Origin of the sequence: Mycobacterium montefiorense (assembly GCF_003112775.1) — a bacterium.
Lineage (GTDB): Bacteria > Actinomycetota > Actinomycetes > Mycobacteriales > Mycobacteriaceae > Mycobacterium > Mycobacterium montefiorense.
Map to the genome: position 1 here is coordinate 380,938 of NZ_BFCH01000017.1, position 25,510 is coordinate 406,447.

At 66.3% G+C, this 25,510-nt stretch carries 20 protein-coding genes; 12 read left to right on the forward strand and 8 right to left on the reverse strand.

What is annotated here, in order from left to right; translation table 11 throughout:
- Positions 1-788, forward strand: a 788-nt coding sequence (locus DB708_RS11775) for a L,D-transpeptidase (RefSeq protein WP_108922085.1), incomplete at its 5' end; no start/stop codon positions are given.
- Here the strand turns inward: DB708_RS11775 and DB708_RS11780 are convergent.
- Positions 785-1,864, reverse strand: coding sequence for a carbon-nitrogen hydrolase family protein (locus DB708_RS11780; RefSeq protein ID WP_108922276.1), 1,080 nt, complete (start codon positions 1,862-1,864; stop codon positions 785-787). The genes DB708_RS11775 and DB708_RS11780 overlap by 4 nt on opposite strands.
- Positions 1,865-2,326: 462 nt before the next feature.
- On the opposite strand from DB708_RS11780, the gene DB708_RS27650 reads away from it, so the two are divergent.
- The 5 genes from DB708_RS27650 to DB708_RS11805 all read left to right on the forward strand — a co-directional run bounded on the left by DB708_RS27650 (position 2,327) and on the right by DB708_RS11805 (position 8,035).
- Positions 2,327-2,653 carry a DUF485 domain-containing protein gene (locus tag DB708_RS27650; RefSeq protein ID WP_235616734.1) on the forward strand — a complete coding sequence of 109 codons (327 nt, stop codon included), beginning with the start codon at positions 2,327-2,329 and terminating at the stop codon, positions 2,651-2,653.
- Entirely contained in the window at positions 2,650-4,284 is a 1,635-nt protein-coding gene (locus DB708_RS11790; RefSeq protein ID WP_108922087.1) for a solute symporter family protein, read from the forward strand. The genes DB708_RS27650 and DB708_RS11790 overlap by 4 nt, the downstream gene beginning before the upstream one ends.
- Before the next feature lie 26 nt (positions 4,285-4,310).
- Positions 4,311-5,117: a TrmB family transcriptional regulator gene (locus tag DB708_RS11795; RefSeq protein ID WP_108922088.1), complete on the forward strand. Its 807-nt coding sequence runs from the start codon at positions 4,311-4,313 to the stop codon at positions 5,115-5,117.
- Between the two features lie 79 nt (positions 5,118-5,196).
- The gene (locus DB708_RS11800; protein ID WP_108922089.1) at positions 5,197-5,772 is read left to right on the forward strand and encodes a TetR/AcrR family transcriptional regulator; all 576 of its coding nucleotides are present in this window, start codon (positions 5,197-5,199) and stop codon (positions 5,770-5,772) included.
- Positions 5,773-5,791: 19 nt separating this feature from the next.
- Positions 5,792-8,035, forward strand: a complete 2,244-nt coding sequence (locus DB708_RS11805; protein WP_108922090.1) for a molybdopterin-dependent oxidoreductase — start codon at positions 5,792-5,794, stop codon at positions 8,033-8,035.
- On the opposite strand, the gene DB708_RS11810 is transcribed toward DB708_RS11805, so the two are convergent.
- A complete protein-coding gene (locus tag DB708_RS11810; RefSeq protein ID WP_108922091.1) occupies positions 8,019-10,001 on the reverse strand; it encodes a M13 family metallopeptidase in 1,983 nt (660 codons plus the stop codon). The two genes, DB708_RS11805 and DB708_RS11810, sit on opposite strands and share 17 nt — an antisense overlap.
- 78 nt (positions 10,002-10,079) lie before the next feature.
- Between DB708_RS11810 and DB708_RS11815 the strand changes: the two genes are divergently transcribed.
- Positions 10,080-10,721, forward strand: a complete 642-nt coding sequence (locus tag DB708_RS11815) for a hypothetical protein (protein ID WP_108922277.1) — start codon at positions 10,080-10,082, stop codon at positions 10,719-10,721.
- A complete protein-coding gene (locus DB708_RS11820) occupies positions 10,718-11,407 on the forward strand; it encodes a hypothetical protein (protein WP_108922092.1) in 690 nt (229 codons plus the stop codon). The genes DB708_RS11815 and DB708_RS11820 overlap by 4 nt, the downstream gene beginning before the upstream one ends.
- Before the next feature lie 4 nt (positions 11,408-11,411).
- On the opposite strand, the gene DB708_RS11825 is transcribed toward DB708_RS11820, so the two are convergent.
- Positions 11,412-11,921 (reverse strand): helix-turn-helix domain-containing protein, encoded by a 510-nt coding sequence (locus tag DB708_RS11825; protein ID WP_108922093.1) that lies wholly within the window; start codon positions 11,919-11,921, stop codon positions 11,412-11,414.
- Positions 11,918-14,947, reverse strand: coding sequence for an MMPL family transporter (locus DB708_RS11830; RefSeq protein WP_108922094.1), 3,030 nt, complete (start codon positions 14,945-14,947; stop codon positions 11,918-11,920). Before DB708_RS11830 ends, DB708_RS11825 begins: the two co-directional genes overlap by 4 nt.
- A gap of 231 nt (positions 14,948-15,178) precedes the next feature.
- Between DB708_RS11830 and DB708_RS11835 the strand changes: the two genes are divergently transcribed.
- Positions 15,179-15,706, forward strand: coding sequence for a hemophore (locus DB708_RS11835; RefSeq protein WP_108922095.1), 528 nt, complete (start codon positions 15,179-15,181; stop codon positions 15,704-15,706).
- Positions 15,707-15,717: 11 nt separating this feature from the next.
- Here the strand turns inward: DB708_RS11835 and DB708_RS11840 are convergent, their stop codons facing one another.
- Complete coding sequence (locus DB708_RS11840) at positions 15,718-16,932, reverse strand: lysylphosphatidylglycerol synthase transmembrane domain-containing protein (protein WP_409347589.1); 1,215 nt, start codon at positions 16,930-16,932, stop codon at positions 15,718-15,720.
- A 122-nt stretch (positions 16,933-17,054) separates the two neighbouring features.
- On the opposite strand from DB708_RS11840, the gene DB708_RS11845 reads away from it, so the two are divergent.
- A complete protein-coding gene (locus tag DB708_RS11845; protein ID WP_108922096.1) occupies positions 17,055-18,200 on the forward strand; it encodes an AI-2E family transporter in 1,146 nt (381 codons plus the stop codon).
- A 13-nt stretch (positions 18,201-18,213) separates the two neighbouring features.
- Here the strand turns inward: DB708_RS11845 and DB708_RS11850 are convergent, their stop codons facing one another.
- From DB708_RS11850 to trmB, 3 genes are read right to left on the reverse strand one after another with little or no spacing between them, the layout of a single operon-like run.
- Positions 18,214-21,057 carry an MMPL family transporter gene (locus DB708_RS11850; RefSeq protein WP_108922097.1) on the reverse strand — a complete coding sequence of 948 codons (2,844 nt, stop codon included), beginning with the start codon at positions 21,055-21,057 and terminating at the stop codon, positions 18,214-18,216.
- Positions 21,058-21,109: 52 nt separating this feature from the next.
- Positions 21,110-21,823 (reverse strand): PIN domain-containing protein, encoded by a 714-nt coding sequence (locus tag DB708_RS11855; RefSeq protein WP_108922098.1) that lies wholly within the window; start codon positions 21,821-21,823, stop codon positions 21,110-21,112.
- Between the two features lie 2 nt (positions 21,824-21,825).
- Positions 21,826-22,644: a tRNA (guanosine(46)-N7)-methyltransferase TrmB gene (trmB, locus tag DB708_RS11860; protein ID WP_108922099.1), complete on the reverse strand. Its 819-nt coding sequence runs from the start codon at positions 22,642-22,644 to the stop codon at positions 21,826-21,828.
- Positions 22,645-22,866: 222 nt separating this feature from the next.
- Here trmB and DB708_RS11865 point away from each other — a divergent pair, with 222 nt between their 5' ends.
- Both DB708_RS11865 and DB708_RS11870 read left to right on the forward strand, forming a co-directional pair.
- The gene (locus DB708_RS11865) at positions 22,867-23,922 is read left to right on the forward strand and encodes a hypothetical protein (RefSeq protein WP_108922100.1); all 1,056 of its coding nucleotides are present in this window, start codon (positions 22,867-22,869) and stop codon (positions 23,920-23,922) included.
- Positions 23,919-25,451, forward strand: coding sequence for a hypothetical protein (locus tag DB708_RS11870; protein WP_108922101.1), 1,533 nt, complete (start codon positions 23,919-23,921; stop codon positions 25,449-25,451). Before DB708_RS11865 ends, DB708_RS11870 begins: the two co-directional genes overlap by 4 nt.
- Positions 25,452-25,510: the final 59 nt, after the last annotated feature.

The following is a 25,510-nucleotide window of genomic DNA, read 5'->3' on the forward strand; positions in this document are numbered from 1 at the left end:
GGGCGCCGCCGATGGCAGTGCCGGCCGCCGCGGGTGCCGCCGACGGGCAGGACCCGACCCCGTTTACCGGCACGGCGCCATTCGGTGCGCCCACGTTCGTCCCGAAAACCGGCTCAATGGTGGGCGTCGGACAGCCGATTATCATCAATTTCCCCGGCCGGGTCGATGACTCCGGCGCGGCTCAAGCTGCCGTGCACGTGTCGTCGATCCCGCCTGTCCCGGGCAAGTTCTACTGGATGACACCGACCCAATTGCGTTGGCGTCCAACGAGTTTCTGGCCCGCCAACACCGCGGTGAACATCGATGCCGGTGGCACCAAGTCCAGCTTCCGGACCGGAGACAGCCTGGTGGCGACGGCCGACGACGCCACGCACCAACTGACGGTCACGCGTAATGGCGTGGTGGAGAAGACCATTCCGATGTCGATGGGCATGACCGCCGGTAACCACCAGACCCCCAACGGCACCTACTACGTGCAAGAGAAGATGCCTTCGGTGGTGATGGACTCGTCGACCTACGGGGTCCCGGTGAATTCGACGTACGGCTACAAGGTGACTGTCGAGCTGGCTGTGCGGTTCGACAATGTCGGCGACTTCGTGCACAGCGCCCCGTGGTCGGTTAACGACCAGGGCAAGCGCGACGTCAGCCACGGCTGCATCAATATCAGCCCCAGCAACGCGAAGTGGTTCTTCGACAATTTCGGCACGGGCGATCCGATCATCGTGAAGAACTCCAGCGGCGGCTCGTACAAGAAGAACGACGGTTCCAGCGACTGGATAACCAACTAGCCGGACGGCAGGCGGTCCGGGCCGAGATTGTTCGTGACGACCAGGTGTTCGTCGGTGGTCGACAACGGCGCGTCGGACCGATTCGATTCGCTCGCATGGTGATTCGCACGCAGAATCAGCGGCCGGCTCATGTCGACTGACAGGCTGAAGATGTCCGCGCGGTTGTAGGTGCCCACGATGTCGTGGGCCTGCTTGGCGATGACCTCTTTGCTCAGGTCGACCTCGGCGTGCAGGATCCCTTCCGGCTGGGTCATCGGCCCGGCGACGACCTGACCGTCGGGGCCGATCACCATCGCGGCGGGAGGGGCTGCCGTCAATGCCTTTTCGATGCGAGCATCGCCGCGGGCGACCGCACGGATGGCAGTCTCGTCCAACGTCGTCGCGGCGACCACGACGAACACCTTGCCCTCGAACGCGTGGGCGGCGCTGCGAAGACGGATGAACTCGGCGAGGTCGTAGTCGAAGTCCTCGGACCGGCCGTCGAACGGCCAAGCCGGTGGATAGGTCGCGATATGCAGCCGTTCCCCCTGGGCGAGCAGAGTGAATCTCGCCAGCGTATTAGTGTTTTCGCCGCAGATGAGCGCACCGAGGCGCCACCCGCCGAGTTCGACCGGCCGCAGGTCGTGAGCGTCTCCGTGGGACCAGGTCAGGCGCTCGTACCAGGTGGCCACGAGCTTGCGGCGGTGATTCACCAGCCGGCCGCTCGGGTCGAACACCAGGTTCGAGTTCCAGAGTTGGCCCAAGCTGTCGGGGTTGCGTTCGTTTATCCCCACCGACAATGTCACCCCGTGCGTGCGGGCGATGCGACCGAGTCGATCCGTAGCGGGACTGGGTACCACGATCGATTCGGCAACGAGTCGCTCGTGCCAGTCATGCTGATCGATCGGAGGCAGAACAGCGTTCCAGACCGGGAATCCGGCAAGAAACGCCTCACCGAAAACGACCAACTGCGCCCCGTCTCGAGCTGCGGTTGCCACCAGGCTATCGACCTTGTCGAGGCTGGCCTGCAGGTCGAGAAAGACGGGCGCCGCGTTCACGGCGGCGACCGCCACCTTCGGGAGGTCGAGTGACGACATGTCGTTGCCCTTCTCGAGACTGTTTTGATCTATCGACAATATTGCGGGTTCCGATCGACCCGCGAATCCCACCTTATCCCTGACCGATTGACTATCAATTAGATTGTCCTGTCAACGATTCCGCTGCGATTGTCGACATTTCTCGACAACCACGAGCGGCTGGAAGTTTCTACCGAGCAGCTAGGAGGTAAAGCCTTCCACCGCTGAGTTGCCGATGAAGAATCGCCACTTATAGTGATGCACAACACTATTCGAAGCTGTCATCAAGTGTGTCGACGTTTCTCGACGCACTATTTTGCGCTGAATTCGGAGGTTCACGTGTCACAGCCAACAACGAGTAGCGAGCAGCAACGTGGTGCTGCGGCGCCTGGTGCGCCGCTGCAGCCGCCCAATAATGGCTATGTGTCCACTAATTCGGCTCCGGTAAGTCTCGATACCGGTCGGCCAGCAGAGCATCGCGCGGTGCGCACAACGCCGAGTCTTGACGACTTCGCGCGAGTGCAAGCCTCCCCGGAGTTCCAGGAACTGCGACACCGGCTGCGCCGATTCGTCTTTCCGATGACGGCGTTCTTCCTGGCCTGGTACCTGGTCTACATGTTGCTCGCCACCTACGCGCACGCGTTCATGGCGACAAAGGTGTTCGGTCACATCAATCTCGGTGTAGTGCTTGGCTTTGGGCAATTCGTCACGACCTTCGGGATCACGATTCTGTACGTGAGGTTCGCCGGCCGAACGCTCGATCCGCGGGCCGCGAAGATCCGCGCCGAACTGGAAGGAGCCGGCGCGTGACCGCCAGGCTGGTGGCTGCCGCCAACGTCGGAAATCCACTGATCAACATCGGAGTCTTCGCGGTTTTCGTGATCGGCACCATGGCGTTGGTGATCTGGGCCGGCCGCAGCACCAAGAAGCCCAGCGATTTCTACACCGGCGGCGGTGAATTCACCGGAGCCCAAAACGGATTCGCCATCTCCGGCGACTACCTGTCGGCGGCGTCGTTTCTCGGCGTGTCCGGCGCCATCGCGGTCTACGGCTATGACGGATTCCTCTACTCGATCGGCTTCTTGGTGGCGTGGCTGGTGGCGCTGCTCCTGGTCGCGGAGTTGCTGCGCAATACCGGCCGATTCACGATGGCCGACGTGTTGAGCTTCCGGCTCAACCAACGTCGCGTCCGGATGGCTGCGGCGGTGTCAACCCTGACCGTGTCGCTGTTCTACCTGCTCGCCCAGATGGCCGGCGCCGGCGGACTGGTCGCGTTGTTGCTCGACGTCAAAAGTGAAGTGGGCCAGTCGGCGGTGGTCGCGGTCGTCGGCGCGTTGATGATCGCCTACGTGCTCATCGGCGGAATGAAGGGTACGACGTACGTCCAGATGGTGAAGGCCGTTCTGCTGGTCACGGGCGCGGCGATCATGTTTGCACTGGTCGTGATCGCGGTGCGCGGCAACTTCTCCCAACTGCTCGCCAACGCGCAAGGCGTGGTGGATCATTCGAAAAACCATGCCGTCGCCGGTCACAACATCCTGGAACCGGGTGCCAAGTACGGCGCCACAGCAATCACCAAACTGGACTTCCTGTCGCTGGGGATTGCTTTGGTGCTGGGCACCGCCGGATTGCCCCACGTGCTGATGCGCTTCTACACGGTCCCCACCGCCATCCAGGCACGCCGCTCAGTGACGTGGGCGATCGGCGCGATCGGCCTTTTCTACCTGTTCTCGTTGGCCATCGGTTATGGCGCGGCCTGGCTGGTCGGCCCCGACGTGATCCTTGCGACCGCGGGCAAGGAGAACTCCGCCGCGCCGTTGCTCGCGTTCAAATTGGGCGGGATAGTATTCCTCGGTGTGATCGCCGCCGTCGCATTCGCGACGATCCTGGCCGTGGTGGCCGGTCTGGCGATCACCGCAGCCACCTCGTTCGCCCACGACATCTACGCCGGCGTGATCAAAAGGGGTGCGGCCTCCGAGGCACAACAGGTTCGGGTGTCGCGATTCATGGTCGTGGTGATCGGCATCCTGGCCATCGTTCTCGGAATCCTGGCGATGGGCCAGAATGTGGCGTTCCTGGTGGCTCTGGCATTTGCCGTCGCCGCCTCGGCCAACCTACCGACCCTGCTGTATTCGTTGTTCTGGAAGCAGTTCAACACCGTCGGCGCCTTGTTCAGCATCTACGGCGGGCTACTCAGTTGCCTGGTGCTCATCATCTTCTCGCCCGCGGTTTCCGGAAATCGCTCGGCGATGTTCCCGCACGCCGACTTCGCCTGGTTTCCGCTGGCGAACCCGGGCATTGTCAGCATTCCGCTGGCGTTCGCGCTCGGCATTGTCGGCAGCTACGTCGGGCGACGCCAGCCCGAGGATCCGGCCAAGCAAGCTGAAATGGAGGTGCGATCCCTCACGGGCGTCGGTGTGGAAAAGGCCCTGGTCCATTGACGCAGATCTGATCGGAGAGACACGCAATGTGGGCAGAGCTCGTTGAAGCCGGGCTTGAACCGAAGGAGGCTCAGTTCTACCTGGCCGCGCTCAACATGGACTCGGCAACCATTGCCCAACTCGCCGAGGCGTCGCGGATCGGCCGCACCAACGCGTACGACATCGCCAAACGCCTTGCCCAGCGTGGGTTGATCTCGCTGATCGAAGGCGGTAGCCATCACGATGACCCCAAAGCCAGCGGACGCCCCAGAATCATTGTGCGAGCGGCAGATCCGCAACGCCTGCTGGACGAATGGAGTCAGCGGCGCCGGGTCCTGGAATCGGTGGTGCCACAACTGCGCGCCTTTCATGCCAAGGCCGGCACGGCCCCCCGGATGCGATATCTAGAGGGCGCGACTGGCATCAGGACCGCCTTGTTCGAAACCCTGGACTGGTCTTCGCCGGTGCGCGGTGTGCTGTCGATGCGCGACTTGTTGAGTGTGCCGGGAGTCGAGGCGATGGAGGAGTACATCGCCGGCCGTCGTGCGCGTCAGTTGTGGCTGCATGTGCTGCGCTCACCCGAGAAGGACCTGCCCGGCGGCTGGCCCACCAGCCAGCGCGACTATCGCCGCACCCGGTATGTGCCCGCCGAATATGTCTTCACGATGTCGATGATCATCGGCGATGTGTCGGCGGCGATGATTTCGTCCAAGCGCGAAAACTTTGCTCTGGTGGTCGAGAGCCTCGAGTACGTCGAGATGCAGCGCAACCTGTTCGAGGTTCTTTGGGCCTCTGGTAGGGAAGCCGCGCAAGATCCGCCCGCGCCCGGTTCGCACGGCCGCCGCGACGACTGATCCCGCCAATTTGCTACCGAGAACTTCCGCTAGCAGGCGAATTATGTATAGCATCATACATAGGCTGAGAGGAGCCCCGATGCGAAGTCCCCGCGAGCGGATGGTCATCTCCGCTGCGTTGTTGATCCGGGAAGGGGGCGCCCACGCCACCGCGATTTCGGACGTTCTGCAGCACAGCCGCGCGCCGCGCGGGTCGGCCTACCACTACTTCCCCGGCGGGCGAACCCAACTGCTCTGCGAGGCGGTCGACTATGCCGGCGATCACGTCGGTGCCGTCATCGACCGGGTCGGCAGCGGCCTTGACCTGCTGGACACGCTGATGGACAAGTATCGGCGCCAACTGCTCGACAGTGACTTCCGGGCCGGCTGCCCGATCGTGGCGGTCTCCGTGGAATCCGGTGACGAGCAGGACCGCGAGCGGATGCTGCCCGTGGTCGAACGGGCGGCAGCGGTGTTCGACCGCTGGACCAGTCAGATAGCGCAGCGCCTGATCTCCGACGGCATCCCGGCCGAGCAGGCCCATGAGCTGTCGGTGCTGACGACCTCGGCGCTGGAGGGCGCCATTGTGCTGGCAAGGGTGCGGCGCGACGTGGCGCCGCTGGATCTCATTCACCGTCAGCTGCGCAACTTGCTGCTGGCTGCGTTAGAAAAGTAATCCGAAAGGAAGTCCCGCGATGGCCGCTGAGTGGCAGTCAACCGCATGCATCCTCTGCGAATGCAACTGCGGCATCGTCGTAAACGTCGAAGATCGCACGCTGGCCCGCATCCGCGGCGACAAGAACCATCCGGCGTCGCAGGGCTACACCTGCAACAAGGCGTTGCGACTGGACCACTACCAGAACAACCGTGCTCGCCTGACCTCGCCAATGCGCCGTCGCGCCGATGGCACGTTCGAGGAAATCGACTGGGACACCGCGATCGTGGAGATTGCCGAGGGTTTCAAGCACATCCGTGACACCTATGGTGGGGACAAGATCTTCTACTATGGCGGCGGCGGGCAGGGCAACCACCTGGGCGGGGCATACAGCGGCGCCTTCCTGAAGGCCCTCGGGTCGAAATATCGGTCAAATGCGTTGGCACAGGAGAAGACCGGCGAGGCTTGGGTCGACGCGCACCTCTACGGCGGGCACACCCGCGGCGAGTTCGAGCACGCCGAGGTGTCGGTGTTCGTCGGCAAGAACCCGTGGATGTCGCAGAGCTTTCCCCGAGCCCGGGTTGTGCTCAACGAGATCGCCAAGGACCCCACGCGATCGATGATCGTCATCGACCCCGTCGTCACCGACACCGCCAAGATGTCCGACTTCCATCTGCGGGTGCGACCGGGCACCGACGCCTGGTGCCTGGCCGCCCTGGCCGCGGTGCTGGTTCAGGAAAACCTTTGTAACGAAGCATTTCTCGCCGAGTACGCGCACGGTGTCGAGACCGTGCGCGACGCGCTGCGCGACGTCCCGGTCGCTGACTACGCCCAGCGTTGCGGGGTGGACGAAGAGCTGCTGCGGACCGCGGCCCGGCGCATCGGCACCGCCGAGAGTGTCTCGGTTTTCGAAGATCTCGGAATTCAGCAGGCGCCCAACAGCACGCTGAGTTCCTACCTGAACAAGCTGCTCTGGATTCTCACCGGAAACTTCGGGAAAAAGGGTGGCCAGCACCTGCATTCGTCGGTGGCGCCGTTGTTCAGCACCGTTTCGGGCCGCACACCCGTCACCGGTGCGCCGATCATCGCCGGCCTGATCCCGTCCAATGTCGTGCCCGAGGAAATCCTCACCGATCACCCGGACCGATTCCGGGCGATGATCGTCGAAAGCGGAAATCCCGCGCACTCGCTGGCCGACTCGACGGCGTGCCGGGCGGCATTTGAATCCCTGGAACTGATGGTAGTCGTCGATGTCGCGATGACCGAGACCGCACGACTGGCTCACTACGTGTTGCCCGCGGCGTCGCAATACGAGAAGACCGAAGCCACATTCTTCAATTTCGAGTTCCCGCACAACGGCTTTCACCTGCGCCGACCGCTGCTCAAACCGCTGGCGGGAACGCTGCCCGAACCGGAGATCTGGGCTCGGCTGGTGCGGGCGCTCGGCGTCCTGGACGACGCGGAGCTACGGCCGCTGCACGAGGCCGCCCAACAGGGCCGCGAGGCTTACGCCGAGGCGTTCCTCACCGCCGTCGCGGGCAATCCGACGATGGCGCGCCTGGTTCCGTACCTGCTCTACGAAACACTCGGGCCGACGCTGCCCGACGGCATGGCCGGGGCGGCCGCGGTGTGGGGGTTGGCCCAGAAGACGGCGATGACCTATCCCGACGCCGTGCGGCGAGCTGGACATACCGACGGCAACGCACTGTTCGACGCCATCATGAACAGCCCGTCGGGCGTCGTCTTCACCGCGCACAACTACGAGGACGACTTCGCGCTGATCAGCCATTCCGATCACAAGATCGCCCTCGAAATCCCGGAAATGCTAGACGATTTGCGGGCGCTCGCCGCCACGCCGCCACAACTGACCACGTCGGAATTGCCGATCGTGCTCTCGGTGGGCGAGCGGCGCGCATACACCGCCAACGACATATTCCGCGACCCGTCCTGGCGTAAACGCGACACCGATGGAGCCCTTCGCGTCAGCGTCGAAGATGCGCAGAACCTCGGACTCGTTGACGGCGCTCGGGCTCGCATCACCACCGCGGCCGGCAGCGCCGAGGCGACCGTCGAGATCACCGAGACGATGCTTCCCGGACATGCGGCCCTGCCCAACGGTTTTGGGCTCGACTACGTCGATCAGGACGGGCGAACGGTCATTCCCGGCGTCGCACCCAACGCGCTGACGTCAACCGGGTGGCGCGACTCCTACGCCGGAACGCCCTGGCACAAGCACGTACCGGCCCGCATCGAGGCGTTGGCTGGGGTCAGTTCCAGATCCTGACCCGGCGCTGCGGCGCCAGGAACAACGCGTCGTCCTCGGCCACGTCGAAGGCTTGGTAAAAGGCGTCCAGGTTGCGGATCACGCCGTTGCACCGGAACTCCGGCGGCGAGTGCGGATCCACTGCTAGTCGCCGGATCGCTTCTGCCTCACGGGATTTAGTGCGCCAAACTTGGGCCCAGCCGTAGAGTACCCGTTGCACGCCGGTCAGGCCGTCGATCACCGGGGCAGGCTCGCCGCCCAGCGACAGCTGATAGGCCAGCAGCGCGATAGACAGCCCACCCAGATCGCCGATGTTCTCACCGACGGTGAAGGCGCCGTTGACGTGGTGGGTGTCGCCGAGCTCGCGGGGGATGTACGCCTCGTACTGCTCGATCAACGCCTTGGTGCGGGCGCCGAACTCGCTGCGGTCGTCGTCGGTCCACCAGTCGACCAGATTGCCGTCGCCGTCGTACTTGGCGCCCTGATCGTCGAAGCCGTGCCCGATCTCGTGTCCGATCACCGCCCCGATGCCGCCGTAGTTGGCGGCATCGTCGGCCTGGGCATCGAAGAACGGCGGCTGCAAAATGGCTGCGGGGAAGACGATCTCGTTCATCCCCGGGTTGTAGTACGCGTTAACGGTCTGTGGTGTCATGAACCACTCGTCACGGTCCACCGGTCCACCCAGCTTGGCCAGCTCACGGTCGTGATTGACGGCGTACCCGCGCAGGTAGTTGCCGTACAGGTCGGCGCGGTCGATCACCAGCGGCGAATAGTCCCGCCACTTCGCCGGGTAGCCGACCTTCGCGGTGAACTTACGCAGCTTGGTCAGTGCGCGCTCGCGGGTCTGCGGCGTCATCCAGTCCAGGTCGCTGATGCTGACCCGGTAGGCCTCTTGCAGGTTGTCCACCAGCGTGTCGATGCGGGCCTTGGCATCCGGCGGGAAATGCCGCTTGACGTATAGCTTTCCGACGGAGTCACCCATCAGGGTCTCCACCAGCGAAACGCCGCGCTTCCAGCGGTCGCGGATCTGCTCGGTCCCGGTCAGCAGACGGCCGTAGAAGTCGAAGTCCGCGGCGACCAGAGCATCGGTCAGCCACGAGGCGCGGGCGCGGATCAACCGCCAGCGCGCCCAGCACTTCCAGTCGTCGAGGTCTTCGCTGTCCCATAGCGCCGCGAAGGCGGTCAGATAATCAGGTTGGCGCACAACGATTTCCGCAACAGCGTCGGCAGTGCTGCCCAGCGCGGTGACCCAGCCGGTCCAGTCGAAACCCGCACCTTCGGCCTGCAGCGCCGCGAAGGTACGCAGGTTGTAGGTCAGATCGGCGTCGCGGCGTTTGACTACATCCCAGTGCGCGGCAGCAAGTTTGGTCTCCAGCGCCACGATCCTGGCCGCGGTCTCGGCATGGTCTTTCGCGTCCCCGCCGTACACCAGGTGAAACATCCGCGCGATGTGTCCGGGGTAAGCCGCGAGGACCGCGGCGTGCTGTTCGTCGCGGTAGTACGACTCGTCGGGCAACCCGATGCCGGACTGGTTGACGTGCACCAGGTAGCGGGTCGAGTTCTTGGCGTCGGTGTCCACGTAGACGCCGACGCCGCCGCCCACCCCGGTGCGCTGCAACGCACCGACGACAGCGGCCAGGGCCGCGGCATCGACGGCGTTGTCGATGGTGGCCAGTTCGTCGTGCAGCGGTTGGGTGCCCCGGCGCTCGACGGTGTCCTCGTCGAGGAAGCTGGCGTACAGGTCGCCGATGCGTTGTGCGTCACCGTGGGCGGCGCAGCTTTCGCTCGCTTCGATGATCAGGTCGCGGACCTGCTCCTCGGCCTGGTCGAACAGGGTGCGGAAGGCGCCGTCGGTGGCCCGGTCCGGGGGAATCTGGTAGTCGGCCAGCCAGCGACCGTTCACATAACCGAACAGGTCGTCCTGGGGACGGGCATTTTCGTCGATGTGGCTCAGGTCGAGGCCGGAGCGGGTGGCCGCATACGTCACCCTGCCATCCTTACCATCTTCCGCGTGCCGGGCGCCTGCTGCGCCGACCCCGAGCGGCGGCGGGGTAACCTCGCGCCCATGCCTGAGGCCGAACAGACCGAACCGGCGGCCGACGAAGACACGCAGGATGCCGAGGCCAGTGCGCCGGAGGCCGACGAGGCGCAGGATGCGGGTCTTTCCCCGTACGGCGTCGCCTCGGCAGTTCTCGGCGTGCTGTCGGTCGCCGCGGTCGTGCTCGTCGCGATCATCTGGTCCGACCACCGCGACGAGTCAGCCGAACGCAGCTACCTGAGTCGCGTCATGCAGACCGCGGCCGACTGGACCGGCGTGCTGATCAATATGAACAGCACCAACATCGACGCCAGCCTGCAGCACTTGCATGACGGAACTGTCGGCGAGCTCAACACCGACTTCGACGCGACGGTGCAGCCCTATCGCCAGGTGGTCGAGAAGCTGCAGTCGCAAAGCAGTGGGCGTCTCGAGTCGGTGGCGATCGAGTCGCTGCACCACGACCTGGACACCCAACCCGGTCTCGCGCGGCCGGTCGTCACCACCAAGCTGCCGCCGTTCGCCAGCCGGACGGATTCGGTGATGGTGGTCGCGACGTCGGTCAGCGAGAACGTCGGCGCCAAGCCGCAGACGGTGCACTGGAGCCTGAGCCTCGACGTCTCCAACGTCGACGGCAAGCTGATGATCTCCCACCTGGAGTCGATCCGATGAGAAACCTCTGGCGGCTGCTGGCCTTCGACGTGCTGGCGCCGTTGGCCACGATCGGCGCGCTGCTGATGATCGGCGTCATTACCGGCTGGCCGCTGTGGTGGGTGTCGGCGTGCTCGGTTCTGCTGGTGCTGATCGTGCAGGGGGTGGGAGTCAATTTCTGGCTGCTGCGCCGTGATTCGGTCAGCGTCGGCACCGACGACGAGGCACCGGGTCTGCGCCTGGCCGTCGTGTTCTTATGCACGGCCGCCCTGTCGGCCGCGGTGCTGACCGGATACACGCACTGGACCAGCACCGACCGTGCCTTCAAAAAGGACTCCCGGGACGCGGTCCAGGTCGCCAGCGGGATGGCCGAGGCGATGGCGTCGTTCACCCCGAGTTCCCCGACCAGCTCCATCGACCGGGCCGCGGCGATGATGGTGCCCGAGCGCGCGGACGCGTTCAAGGAGCAGTACCACAAGTCCAGCGTCGATCTCGGGCAGCGCAATGTCACGGCGCAGGCCTCGACACTGGCGGCCGGTGTCGAGGCGATCGGACCCACGGCGGCCAGTGTTGCGGTCATTCTGCGGGTAACCCAGAACACTCCCGGTCAGCCGCCGAGTCGGGCGGCGCCGGCGTTGCGGGTGGCACTGGTCAAGCGGGGCAGCGACTGGCTGGTCAACGACGTGCTGCCGATCAACGCCCGCTGACGAATCAGATTGAGTCGGACGTGGGTGGTGACTTCACCTTCACGAACCGGTCCGAGAGCCGGCGTATCCGGATCATCAGCGAGGCCGACGGGCTGACGCTGCCGTCGAGGTAGCTGGCCAGGTCGCCGGCCGCCACCCCGATGCGGGCCGCGAATTCCTGCTGGGCCAAGCCGGAGCGCTCGATCAGCAGCCGCACGTGGCGGGCCACCTCGGTGCGTTCGTTTGCCTCCAGGTGGGTGCGGGCGCGCTCCAGCACCTCCCACAGTGCCTTGGAGATGCCGTAGGGGCGGGTGCCCTCGAGGACTTCCTCCACCTGGCGGGCGGTGCGTCCGAACGGGTCGCGTTTCAGCGCGGCGGCAATCCGCTTCCAGGTGTCGATGTCGCCGCCCTGCAGCGCCGAGCGGACGGCGGAGGTCGGCCAGAACTCCACCGGCTGGTCGAGATCATGAGGACGAGGTTCCGTGGCGGGCTGCTCGGGCGGCGGCACGCGTCGTCGGTCGGCTGCCAACGTCACCTCGCCTCCTCCAGCATTGCGACGGCCACCGACAGGCAGCGCTGCCTGACCTCATCCCAGTCTGCCTTGGCCTCTGGTTCTGACCAATGATCGTCAGGCAAATCGGAAGGATGCGGATCCGCGAGTTGACGGACCAACTCCGACGCGATCCATTGCTGTCTGGGCGGTTGACAACAGTAATACCTGTCCATTCCGGCCAGCACCACTGCCGCTGTTTCGGGTTCTAATGTGTCGACCATGTCAGCAAATTCGGCATAATCGCGGCTGCTGTTACGGCACATGATCAGGTAGCCCTTTAGGCGCAATGTCTCGGCACCGGTCGGGACCTGCAGCCGATCGCCGGTAGGCAATTGCACGTGGGTGGTTTCCACCGGGCTGCGACGCGCGAATTGCGGCGGGTTGGCCGATTTGGCGCCGGCCTCGAGTGCGTCGATGGCAACCGACAAACGCCCCCGCCACAGCGTGACCGGATGCACCGGCCGGTCGCCCCACGGCATGGCTCGGGTGATGCTATTGCGCGACGCCAGGCCGTCGACCAATTTCTTGGCCCCCGACTGAGCCCGCGGGTGGCCGTTGGTTCCGCTTTTCGGCCCGCCGGCGCCCACCGCGATGCTGAGGGCGTCCTCGCTGATGTTGACCTGATGCGGAATCTGTCCGGGCCCCTGGCCGCGGGGTTCCTCGGTGTCCTTGCAGTTGCGCCCACAGCCGGTGAAGGCCAGCGGATCGGCCACGGTGATGGCGTCGGGTGCCAGGTGCTTGAGCTTCGCGGCCGACTTGAGCATCATCCGCAGGTCCGCGCTGGGCGCGGTCAGCGCCGAGATGTCGTCGGGGATGACGACGACGTCGCCGAGGTCGACCTCGGGCAGCGGCCTGTCGAAGTCGACCGACGGCAGCACCCGGCGCAGCCATCCCGGCAGCCACCAGTTCCACTGCGCGAACATCGCCATCAGCGCCGGCACCAGCACCAGCCGCACCACCGTGGCGTCGACCGCGATCGCCACGGCGCACGCCACCCCGATTTCGGCGACCAGCGGCATGCCGGCGAACGCGAAGCCGATGAACACCGCGATCATGATCAGCGCGGCGCTGGTGATCGTGCGGGCGCTGGTGCTCACGCCGTAGGCCACCGCGTCGCGGGTGTTCCCGGTGTGTAGGAAGCGTTCCCGGATGCGGGTGAGCAGGAAGATCTCGTAGTCCATCGACAACCCGAACGTCATCGCCAGCACCAGGGGCGGAACGGTGCTATCGATCGACGTGATGTGGGCGAAGCCGAGATCCCGCAACCACCCCCACTGGAACACCATCACCAGGCTTCCGTAGGCGGCCGCGACCGAGAGCAGTGTCATCAGCACGCCCTTGAACGCCAAGAACACCGAGTGGATCGAGAGCAACAGCATCACGAAAGCGATCGCCGCGACGAAGAGCAACACCAGCGGCTCGGTCGCCGACACCCGGTCGTCGAAATCCTTGATCAACGCCGTCGGGCCGCCGACATCGACGCGCGCCGTTCCCTCGCTGGGCACCCTGGGTAGCTGGGCGCGCATCCAGTCGACGGATTGCCGGGCGCCCATGTCCTCGGGATCGACCGACAACACCGCCGACAGCAAAGCGCTGCTGTTGTCGTCGGCGAATTGCGGCGGGGTGACCGAACCGATGTCGGGGGCCTGCGCCATGCGCTGCCGGATAGCGGCCAGCGTCTGGGTGTGCTCGGGCGAGGACGCATTGCCGTCGGGGAAGCTGACCATGACCTGGATCGGACCGAGCGCGCCGGGCCCGAGGGCTTGGGATGCGTCGGCGACGCCGGCGCGGATCTCGTGCGCGGAGTCGAACTGGCGCAGCAAGCTGTTGCCCAACACCATCGATGTCGCGGGTGCGGCCATCACAAGCAATACCGTGGCCGCCGCGATTGACGATATCCACGGCCGGCGCATCACCGATGCGACCCAACGGTTCCAGAACCGGGACTGCGTGCTCTCCGGGCGGCGCGACCAGTGCAGCAGCATCGATCTCTTGGCGGCGGCCCGGCCGAACGTCGCGAGCGCCGCGGGTGTCAAGGTCGTCGATGTCAGCATGGCGACCGCGACGGCCAGAATCGCGCCGGTGGCCATCGATTTCAGCGCCGGGGTGTTGATCAGGTAGATCCCGGTGAGCGAGGCGACGACGGTCATCCCGGACAGCACCACCGCCAGTCCGGAGGTGGCCATCGCGGCGTCTACCGCTTCGCGGTGCTGGCGCCCGGAACGCAGTTCCTCGCGGAACCGCATCAGGATGAACAGCGAGTAGTCCACCGCGAGCGCGATGCCGAACATCGACACCGTCGAGGTCACGAACACCGACATCGTGGTGAAGGCGGACAAGAAGTAGACCAGGCCCATGGTCACCACGACCGTGCAGACACCGAGGGCCAGCGGTATCGCGGCGGCGGCCAGCGAGCCGAACACCGCGAGCAAGACGATCAGGATAATCGGCAGGTTCCAGCGTTCCGCCTCGGCGATGTCATGTTTGGTGTTTTCCGCGGCGGCGGCACTCAGCGCGCCCTGCCCGATGACGTAGAGCCGCACTCGGCCGTTCGCGGTCTGTCCGGACTGGTCGCCCTTGACGCCCACTTTTTGGCGTAACCGCTTGGCGATGTCGCTGGTACCGGCGTTGCGGGAGTCGAGCCGCAGCGTCAGCACATAGGGCCGGTCGGGTTGCGGTGGGCGCTGGGTGGGGTTGGTTTTCTCCGTCACGCCGGGAAATTCGCCGGCGATTTGCCGCAGCTGTGCCACGGCGTCGTTCATGTCCTCATAGCTGGCGTCGGGGCGAGGGGCGGCGACCAGCGCAAGCGAGGAGGCTCCGAGGTCGTGGTACTGATCCTCGAGCTGGTCGTGGACCTTCAACGACTGGGAGCCGGACACTTCGAAACCACCGCCGGTGAGATTCCCGGACTGCGTCATGGCCAGATAGATCGCCGGGACCAACGCCAGCAACCAGCATGCGAAGACCAACCAGCGGTACCTGCGCAGACTGCGGCTGAGGCGCATCATAAACTGCTGGATTTCAGGCTCCCCGAATATCTCGCTTACGCGTGGTGGCGACGATACCGCAGCAGCCTATGCATTAGTTCGGCTTAACGAATTCGTGAGCTGCGCAGACGCCTCTGTTGCCAAGCTGCGGCCAAGTCGTTGCGAACCGGTGACCAAGCGGGATCTCGGTCACCCAGCTGGCAAGGCACCGGCCCGGATGGCAGGATGTCGCTGGGCCGAGCCGGGGGGGACATGAAGAAACTATTTGCGACCAGACGACACAAGCTCGTGGCAGGGGTGATCGCCGGCGCAGTGCCCGCCGCGGCCGCTGCACTGATGGCCGGGCCGCCGGCGACGGGCGCCAACGACCCGTGCGCCGCCAGCGAAATCGCCCGCACGATCGGTTCGGTCTCCAAATCGATGGGCGACTATCTGGATTCGCATCCCGAGACCAACCAGACGATGACCTCGATGCTGCAGCAGCAGGCCGGCCCGCAGTCATTCACCGGGTTGAAGACTTACTTCGAGGCCAATCCGAAGGTCGCCGCTGACATGACATCCATCGCGCAGCCGCTGACCAACCTGTCGACGCAGTGCAAGCTGCCGATCAGCATCCCGCAGGTGATGGGCATGATGCAGCAGGCGCCGGGTGCCGGCGGCTTGCCCGCGTTGCCCGCCGCGCCGGCCGCTGGCCTGGGGATCCCGCCCGCGAAGACCGCGCCGGTCCCGCCCGCCGGTGGCGCGCTGGGTGGCCCGTCGCGGCAGAACAACGTCGGCTAGCGCCACAATCGCTAGCCGTTGGCGTCGGGCGGCGGTAACGGACCCTGCAGCGCGGCCTCGTCGGCGGCGGGATCGTCCCAGTGCCGCAGCCTGGGCTCGATCACGGGCAGCGGACCGGTTGGCGGGTCGTCGTCGGAGCTGTCCGGCTTTTCGGTCCGGAACACGAAGAAGAACACCACCCAGCCGATAGCGGAGATGAGCAGCCAGCTGATCAGCCGGTAGAGCAGCATCGCCGAGATCGCATTGGGCAACGACATGCCGCTGGACACCAGGCCGGGCACCAGCACCGCTTCGACGACCAACAGTCCGCCGGGCATCAGCGGAATCGTCCCGACGGCGCGCGCGGCCGCGTAGGCGACCGTCAACCCGGCGATGGATGCGTGGTCGCCGGCGGCGTACGCGGCGAACGCCAGGCAGGCCACGTCGGCGATCCAGTTGAACATCGACCAGCTGAACGCCACCCCGAGGTCGCGCCGGCCCAGGCTGACCGACTCGAGCTGCATCAGGATCTCGCGCCACTTCGCCAGGCCGGTGTCGATGGGCTTGCCGCGCACCGAGTTGAACCGCGACAGGATGCGGGTGCCGATGCCCTCTATCAGCTCCGGCCGAGATGCCACCGCCTGAGAAAGCAGCAGCAATGCGATGAAGCCGCCGAGGGTGAACAACAACGAGAAGGGGTTGTTCTTTGCGCCCAGGAAGAAGGCGCCGCCCAGCCCGAGCAGCGCCAAACCCACGGCCTGCAGTACGCCCGACATCACCAGCTGCCAGGACGCCACCACGGTCGAGGCGCCCCAAATGCGTTGCTGCCGAAGCAGAAACGTTGCCGACAGCACCGGCCCGCCGGGCAGCGTGGTGCTCAGTGAGTTGGCGGCATAGAAGGCAGCCTCCGAGCGCAGTTGCTTCACGTGCACCCCAGCGGACTTGAGCAACGTGCGCTGGATCTGGGCGAAGCTGTGCATCGACGCGGCCGCCGCCGCTACCGCCGCGAGCAACCACCACCAGTTGGCCGCGAACAAGCTCGTCCATGCCTTGGCCAGCTGATCCCAGCCCAGCGCGACCTCGACGCCGAGCACGATCGCGACCACACCCAGGATCGCCCACCGCACCCACCAGTACTTGCCCCGCAACGTCTCGCCACCGCGCGCGGGCGCGGGCAACTCACCCTCGGGGGCGAATGCACCGCCGCCCGGGAAGCGGAGGTTGCGGATCGGCGCGTCGTGCGGCACGTGTTTTAGGGTAACCGCGCAGGTGGCGCGGTAATCGAGGCGCAACTCCGAGCGTGTCGCCGTCGTAACCGGATCGTGCTGACGCAGCCGCTCAGCAGGGCCGCGGCAGATAGGCTGGCCGGATGTCGGCAAACACCGAAGACGCCTCGGTCGAACCCCTTGTCCGCAAGACCGCTGCCTGGGCGTGGCGTTTGCTGGTCATCCTGGCCGCGGCGGTCGCCGCGCTTTGGGTGGTGGCCAAGCTCGAGATCATCGTCGTCCCGGTGCTGTTGGCCCTGATGATCAGCGCGCTGCTGGTACCGGTGGTGGACTGGCTGGACCGACGTGGCCTGCCGCGCGGCGGCGCCGTCGCGCTGGTGTTGCTGGGCGGATTCGCGCTGCTGGGCGGCATCCTCACGTTCGTCATCACCCAGTTCGTCGTCGGGTTGCCCGATCTGACCGAGCAGGTCACCCGCAGCATCGACACCACCCGCAGGTGGCTGATCGAGGGGCCGGCGCATCTGCGCAGTGAACAGATCACCAACGCGGGCAATGCCGCGATCCAGGCGCTGCACAACAATCAGTCGAAACTGACCAGCGGCGCATTGTCCACCGCGGCCACCATCACCGAACTGCTCACGGCCGCGGTCCTGGTGCTGTTCACTTTGATTTTCTTCCTCTACGGCGGCCGCAACATCTGGCAGTACGTGACCAAGATCGTCCCGGTCGGCGTCCGCGACCGGGTTCGCGAGGCGGGCCGCGCCGGATACGGATCGCTGATCGCCTACGTCCGGGCCACCTTCCTGGTGGCCTTCACCGACGCGGCCGGGGTCGGTACCGGGCTGGCCATCATGGGCGTGCCGCTCGCGCTGCCCCTGGCCTCGCTGGTGTTTCTTGGCGCCTTCATACCGCTGATCGGTGCGCTGATCTCGGGGTTGGTGGCGGTGGTGGTGGCGCTGCTGGCCAAGGGGATCGTCTACGCGTTGCTTACGCTCGGCTTGCTGATCGTGATCAACCAAATCGAGTCGCATCTGCTGCAGCCGCTGGTGATGGGCCGCGCCGTCTCGATTCATCCGCTCGGGGTGGTGCTGGCCATTTCCACCGGCGGCGTGCTGGCCGGAATTGTCGGCGCCCTGCTGGCGGTCCCGTCGGTAGCGTTCCTCAACAATGCGATACAGGTGCTGCTCGCCCGGGATCCGGAGGCCGAAGCCGAAGAGCTGACCGACGACGCCGAGGATACGGCCATTCTCCAGCTCGAACCGGACCACCCGGAGCGCAAGCCCGACTAGGACGCGAACGGGGTTATAACCGGCCTTCGCGGCGCAGCAGATCCTGCGCGGACAGCCCGCCGCCGGCGCGGCGCCGCGGACGCGGATTCTCGCCGTTATCGCCCTTGCCGCGCGCGTTCATCTTCTCGGTGGCAGCGTCGGAGTCGTTGCCGTCGGGCCGCATCACCGGAAGCGCGGTGGTGGGATCGGCCGGGTCGCCCTTGCTCTCCCGGTTCCCCGGGGCCGGTATCGCCCGCGTCTCACCGGCCGATGGCGGCAGTGCCGGCGTCGGGGGCCGCGCGGTGGTGGCCTCGGAGTTGGGTTGCGCCGAGAAGCGCGTTGTCTTGGCTTCCGTCGGCTGGCTGGGCCGCGACTGTGTGCGGGCGGCGCTCGGGCCCGCAGGCAGCTCGGCGGGAGGCCGGACTTCAGGCTGGGCCGACGGACCTGGACGGTTCGCGCGCGACGGCTCGGGCGGCGAAGCGGGGTGCGTGGGGTCGTGCGGCGCACGCGGTTTCGCGGCGACCAGGCTGGCGGCCACCGGCGGTCGAATCGCCCGGCCGTTGACGGAACTCCGCTTGCGCTCGTCGGGCAGGTCGATCTCGCCCAGGCCGATCTTGTTCTGCAGCCGCCGGGCCCAGCGCGGAGCCCACCAGCAGTCGTCGCCGAGCAGCTTCATCACCGAGGGCACCAGGAACATCCGGACCACAGTCGCGTCCAGCAACAGCGCAGCCATCAGACCGAACGCCAGATACTTCATCAGCACAAGGTCGGAGAACACGAACGAACCGGCGACCACGGCGAGCACCAGCGCGGCGGCCGTGATCAAGCGTCCGGTGGTCGCGGTACCGATCCGGATGGCTTCCGCGGTCGACATGCCGCGTTCGCGTGCCTCGACCATTCGGGACACCAGGAACACCTCGTAGTCGGTGGCCAGGCCGAAACCCACGGCGACGACCAACGCGATCACCACCACCATCAGCGGAGTCGGCGTGAAATTCAGCCAGGTAGAGAAGTGCCCGTCGACGAAGATCCACGTCAGGATGCCCATCGTCGACCCGAGCGTCAACGCGCTCATCACCGCCGCCTTGACCGGTAGCACCACCGACCCGAACGCCAGGAACATCAACAACATCGTGGCGCTGAGCAACAGCACGAGCATCAGCGGAGCCTTGTCGAACAAACTGTGGATGCTGTCCTGTTCCAGCGCCGGCGTGCCGCCGACCAGCAGGGTCAGGCCCTTCGGTGGGTTGATAGCCCGCAGTTCGCTGATCTTCTTCGCAGCATCGTTCTTGTTGACCAGGCCGTTCTGGATCACGCGCACCGAGTCGTCCTTGGGCTGCGTGGTGCCGTTCGGACCGGCGACGCAGGGGTTGCCGGCGATGGTCGGGCACGGCCGCTCCTCCCACGTCTTGTCGGTGAACCCGGTGATCCCCGAGATTCGGTTGCGGATGTCGGCAACCTGCTGGTCGGTGACCTTGCTGTGGTTGTTGCTCTCGATCACCACGGTCAGCTGCTCGGTCCGGTACCCGGGGAAGAGCTTGTCGAAATGCTCCTGCGCCAGGCGCACGGAGTTTGTGGGCGGCAGGTACTTCTCGCTCATGCCGCCGAACGACAGGTTGCCCAACGGGATGACCAGCAGGATCATGGCGACGGCGATCGGGATGGCGAAGGCCAGCGGCCGTTTCATCACGAAGTTGACGAGCTTGCCCCAGAAACCGGCCTCTACTTCTTCGCGGGTCTTGGTCTTCTGCAACCGGTCGGCGAGCCAGTTGAGGTAGGCCCGCGAATACTTCCAGTTGCGCAGGAACGGCACCCGGAACGCGGTCCGCACGCCCAGCGCGTCGACGTGGCGCCCCAGGATGCCCAGGCACGCCGGCAGGAAGGTGATCGACAGCAGGGCAGCAAGGCCCACCGCGGCGAAGATCGCGTAGGTCAGTGAGTGCACGAAGCCCTGCGGCAACACCAGCAGGCTGGCGCTCGAGGCAATGATCAGCACGGCCGAAAACACGATGGTCCGCCCGGCGGTCATCACGGTGCGCCGCACCGCGGCCTCGGTGTCGTAGCCCTCGGCGATCTCTTCCCGGAACCGGCTCACCACGAAAAGTCCGTAGTCGATCGCGATACCCAGACCGACCAGCGAGACCACCGGCTGGGCGAAAAAGTGCACCGGCCCGAACATGGCGACAAGCCGCAAGATGCCCAGCGCGCCCGCGATGCTCAGGCCGCCGACGATGGCCGGCAGGCCGGCCGCGACCGCGCCGCCGAAGACCAAGAAAAGCACCACCGCGACCAACGGCACCGCGAGGACCTCCATGCGGCGCTGGTCGGTGGCGATGGTGCCGGTCAGGGCGTTGGCTATCGGCTCGAGGCCGGCGAGTTGGACGGTACCGCCGTTGAGTTTTTGCAGGTACGGTACGACGTCCTTGTAGTTGTTGAGGATGGTGTCGTCGTCGTCACCCTTCAGCGGGATGCTGACGAAGGTGTGTTTTCGGTCATCGGAGACCATCCCTTTGATGATGGGATTGGTGCTCTCGGGCGCGGCCAGCCAGCCGGCCCAGCCGACGATCTGGTCGGGGTGGTCGTTCTTCAGCTTGTTGAGCTCGCCGACGACTTTCTCTCGCCACGCCTGGTCGTCAACCGTCTGCCCGTTGGGGGCGGTGAGGGTGGCGACGACGTGGCTGGTGCGGTCGCGGCCGTAGGTCTTGTCGCCCAGTATCGAGGCCTTGACGGATTGGCTGCCCTCGTCGTAGAAACCACTCTGCGTGACATGCTTACCCAGGCTCATCCCGAAGATGCCGCCGCCAAGGCACAGAGCCACCATGACCCCGATCACGATGTACCGATAGCGGTACACGGTTCGACCCCACCAGGCGAACACGTAAGCTCCTTACTGGATCACTAACAGCGACCCGCGCATTGGTTTTCCAGTGTCACACACGCGCGGTCAATAGCGCGGACAGCGGCCGGAACGGCTGCAGCCATGCTCCCTGGTCGGGCAGCGAATCCAAACCGATCCGCGGTAACGGCTCCCGGAAAACACCTTCGATGTCCTCCAGGTCAACGAAGTCCAAGGTATCCGACGCTAGCGCCCAACTTGCGTGTTCGCGAAATCCGATTACTTGGACAGGCGTTGCACCACCAACCCCGCTACGTGCGATTTCTTCCAGCGGCTGACGGAACGCTTGACCGTCGGCGGACGCGACAACCAACGCTGCGAGGCCTTCTTGACGCCGCAGCTCGATGTGCCCGAGCATGTCCCGGTCGACATCGCTGTCTTCATCTATTTTCGGCTTGGCAAAAACCGCAAATCCCACGTTACGCAACGCATCCACCCAGGGTCGGACGACATCGGCGCTGCCCGGGGCGATGTTGGTGAACACGGTGGCCTCGGGTTCGACGACGACGCCCGGGCGACCGGCGCTGACCTCGGCCGTCCGCGTCAGCAGCCACCGACCGAGCGCGTCGAAGCGGGGACGTTCCAGCGCCGTGGGGCGGCGGCCCAGGATCGAGCCCAGACCCATGTCGAGGTTGGGGGCGTCCCAAACCAGCAGCACGCGCCGCGGCGGCGTATCGAGGCCGCCTGGGTCGGCGCCGGACGGCACCGTCGCTGAAGCGGTGGCGGTCGCTTCTTCCGTGAGGCTCATACTCAGCGCCTTCTCCAAATGAACTCGGATACGGAGCTGCCCACTTCTTGGGCTTTCATCTCGTACTTGGTGGTCGGGCGGACTATCGAGATCGGCAGCCGGCTGCCGGGATCGGCGCGACACAGTCGGGGTTCGCCATCGCCGACCTCAGCCATCTGCTCGGCGTAGCCGCTGTGATCCGTCGCGGCATGCAGCACACCACCGGGGAGTAACCGGTCGGCGATCAGGCCAACCGTGCCCGGCTGAAGGAAGCGGCGCTTGTGGTGACGCGCCTTCGGCCACGGGTCCGGAAAGTAGAGACGGAAGCCGGTCAGCGAACCCGGCGCGATCAGATGCTGCAGCACCTCGATCCCGTTGCCGCGGATCAACCGGATGTTTCGCACCTGCTCGCGGTCGATCGCGCACAGCAGCTGGGCCAGGCCCCGCTTGTAAACCTCCACCGCGATCACGTTGATTTCAGGTTCCTCGCGCGCCATTGCCAGCGTCGATATGCCGCTGCCGCAACCGATCTCGAGCACTAGCGGAGCTTCCCGGCCGAACCAGGCGCGGGTGTCCAGCGGTTCGAAGCGGCGCGGAACTTCGGAGCGGCCCACCGTCGGCCACAGCCGCTCCCAGGTCTCCCGCTGGGCGCCGGACAGGTTGGACCGCCTGGAGCGGAAACCCGTGGCGGGCAGATAGCCCCATTCGGCGGCGCCCGAACCCGACGGCTCCGGTGCTGGCGTCATGGCGTCTTCGGTTTCCAGGCCGGCTCCCACCTCCGCCCGTGCATCGGGACATGTCCCGATCCCGGGTTGCGCATGCATTTGTCCATGGTGGCCCATGAACCCCCGTTGTAGCCGCTCCTGGTCCAGATTGATACCCAACAGTTGCCTTCAACTGGTAACAGACAGACGGTGGCTCGCAACTCGAGGACGCAAGTGCCACTATGCGGTAGGGCCGGACCGGCTGGTCCGCAAACGGGCCAGCCGGCGGCGACGACCCCGCATTCGGCGGGAGCAACGCCGGCGCGGGGAGCCGGCCGATCGGGATCGAGCAGGCAGGAAATGAAGGTACGGGGGAACCAGGTTTTCGTCGACGAGCTGGCGCGATTTGCTGCTCGATGTGCCGACGCACATGTGAGCGCGATCGCCGAGAAAGCCGCGGCACCGCTGCGGGTGGCGGTACGCGGCCGTCCGGGAGTGGGCCGCGGCACCGTGGTGCGTGCCCTGGCGCACGCCACCACCGCGCCGGCAATCACGGTGCTGCCATCCGCGGGTGGGGCCGATGTCGTCGTTCAGGTGATCGCTGAAGTGCTCAAACCCGAGGACTCCAGGGTGATCGCGGCGGCCGGTCGCCCGGTGCTGGCGGTGCTCAACAAGGCCGATCTGCTCGGCTCGCTGTCGGGGCGCGCCGGCGACGGGCCGGCCGCGGCCGCGCAGCGCAGGTGCGCGGAACTAAGCAAGCTCACCGGGGCGCCGGTCGAACCGATGATCGCTTTGCTGGCCGTCGCGGCGCTGCGGGGACTGGACGGCACGTCGTGGGCGGCGTTGCAGACCTTAGCCGCCCATCCGGCTGGCCTGGACGGCTCCTTCGAGGGATTCCTAGCGGCCGATAACCCCGTGCCGACAGACACGCGGCTGCGGCTGCTGGACACCCTGGACCTGTTCGGCACGGCGCTGGGCATTGCCGCGGTCCGCCGGGGTGCGACGCCGGCCGGGGTCCGGGCCCTGCTACGCCGGATCAGCGGCGTCGACGCGGTGATCGCCACGGTGTCGGCTCTCGGCACCGAGGTGCGTTACCGGCGGCTGCTTGAGGCCATCGCGGAGCTGGAGGCCCTGGCCGTCGGTCGTCCTGGGATCGGCGCGCAGGTCAGCGGGTTCTTGTCCCGCGATGGCACGGTGATCGCGCGGATGGCCGCCGCCGTCGACGTGGCCGAGGCGGCAGGGCTGGATGTCGACCCCGCCGATCTGGACGACGACGACCCGGCCGGACACTTGTCCCGGGCGTCGCGCTGGCAGCGCTACAGCCGCGGATCAGCGAGCGCCCTGCACCGCGCCTGCGGTGCGGATATCGCCCGAGGATCACTGCGGCTGTGGTCGGCCGCCCAGGAGGCACGATGAGCGGCGATTCGGTGGCCCAGGTCGACGAACTGGTGGCGGCGATCGGGCCGCGGCTGGAGTCGCCCGCCATCAGTCGCCGCGACGTCGTGTTGGTGACCGGGCCGTGGATGGCCGGTGTGACCGGGGTGGCCACCGTGCTGGGCGAGCGGCTGCCCGAGCATAAATTCGTCGAGTCGACGGACCTGCAGCCCGGCGAGGCGCCGATGGCGGTGGTGTTCGTCGTCTCCGCGGCCGCCGAACTCACCGAATCCGACTGTGCCCTGCTCGACGCCGCCTCCGAGCACACCGACGTGGTCGTCGGCGTGGTTTCCAAAATTGACGTGCACCGCTCCTGGCAGGACGTGCTCACCGCTGACCGCGACAGGCTGGCCGCACACGCGCCGCGCTACCGCCAGGTGCCCTGGATAGGTACGGCGGCCGCGCCCGACCTGGGCGAGCCGCAGGTCGACGAAGTTGTCGAGGCCGTCTCGGCACAACTCGCCGTTTCCGATGTCGAGCGGCGAAATCGGTTGCGGGCCTGGGAATCCAGGCTCCGTACGGTCGCGCAGCGGTTCGATCGCGACGCGGACAGCGCCGGCCGGCGGGCCCGGGTCGACGCGCTGCGCGAGGAGCGCAGCACCGCCCTGCGTGAGCGCCGGCAATCGAAATCCGAACGCACCGTCACGCTGCGCGGCCAGATCCAGCAGGCGCGGGTTGCGCTGTCGCACTCGGCGGTCAACCGATGCTCGTCGGTGCGAAGCGAATTGCAAGAGCAGGCCGCGCGCCTGCCCCGCCGGAACTTGGCCGGCTTCGAGGCGCACGCGCGTGCCCGGGCCGCCGAAGTCGTCGGTGAGGTGTACGAAGGCACCACCCGGCACCTCGATGACATTGCGCGCGAGCTCGGCACGCCGATCGACCTACCGTCCGTCGAGCTGCTACCGACCGTCGACGTCGCGCCCCCGCCGCTGAAATCGCGGCGGCAGGAGACCTGGCTGATGACGCTGTTGGGCGTCGGGTTCGGGGTGGGCGTCGCGCTGACGCTGTCTCGCCTGGTGGCCGGCGTGGACCGGCGGCTGAATCCGGCGGTCGAGATCGCCGGCGCCGCGGCCTGCGTGGCGGTCGGCTTGGCGGTCACCTTCCTGGTGGTGAACCTGCGCGCCCTGCTGCGTGACCGCGGGCTGCTGGACCGTTGGGCGGGCGATCTGACGTCGTCGCTGCGGTCGGTGTCCGAGGAGCTGGTCGCGACGCGCGTGCTGGTTGCCGAGACGCTGCTGACCAGCGGGCTCGTCGTTCGTGACGAGGCGGACCACGCGCAAGTGTCAGATCAGGTGAATGCCATCGACGCCGAACTGCGCGAGCATGCGATCGTGGCGGCACGGGCCGCGGCGGTCCGGGACCGGGAAATGCCCATCGTCGCGGCCGCGCTGGACGCGGTGCGTGCAGAACTCGGGGAACCGGGTATACGTCAACCCGATGACCCTGCCGAGAACGCCGACGGGCAGAAAACCCCCAAATCAGCTTCGAGGAGCACCGATGAGAACAATTTCTGACCTTTTAGGAGCTTCTGAATCGTTGTTGTGAGAAGGCTTATACCCGCCCAACCCTTCCC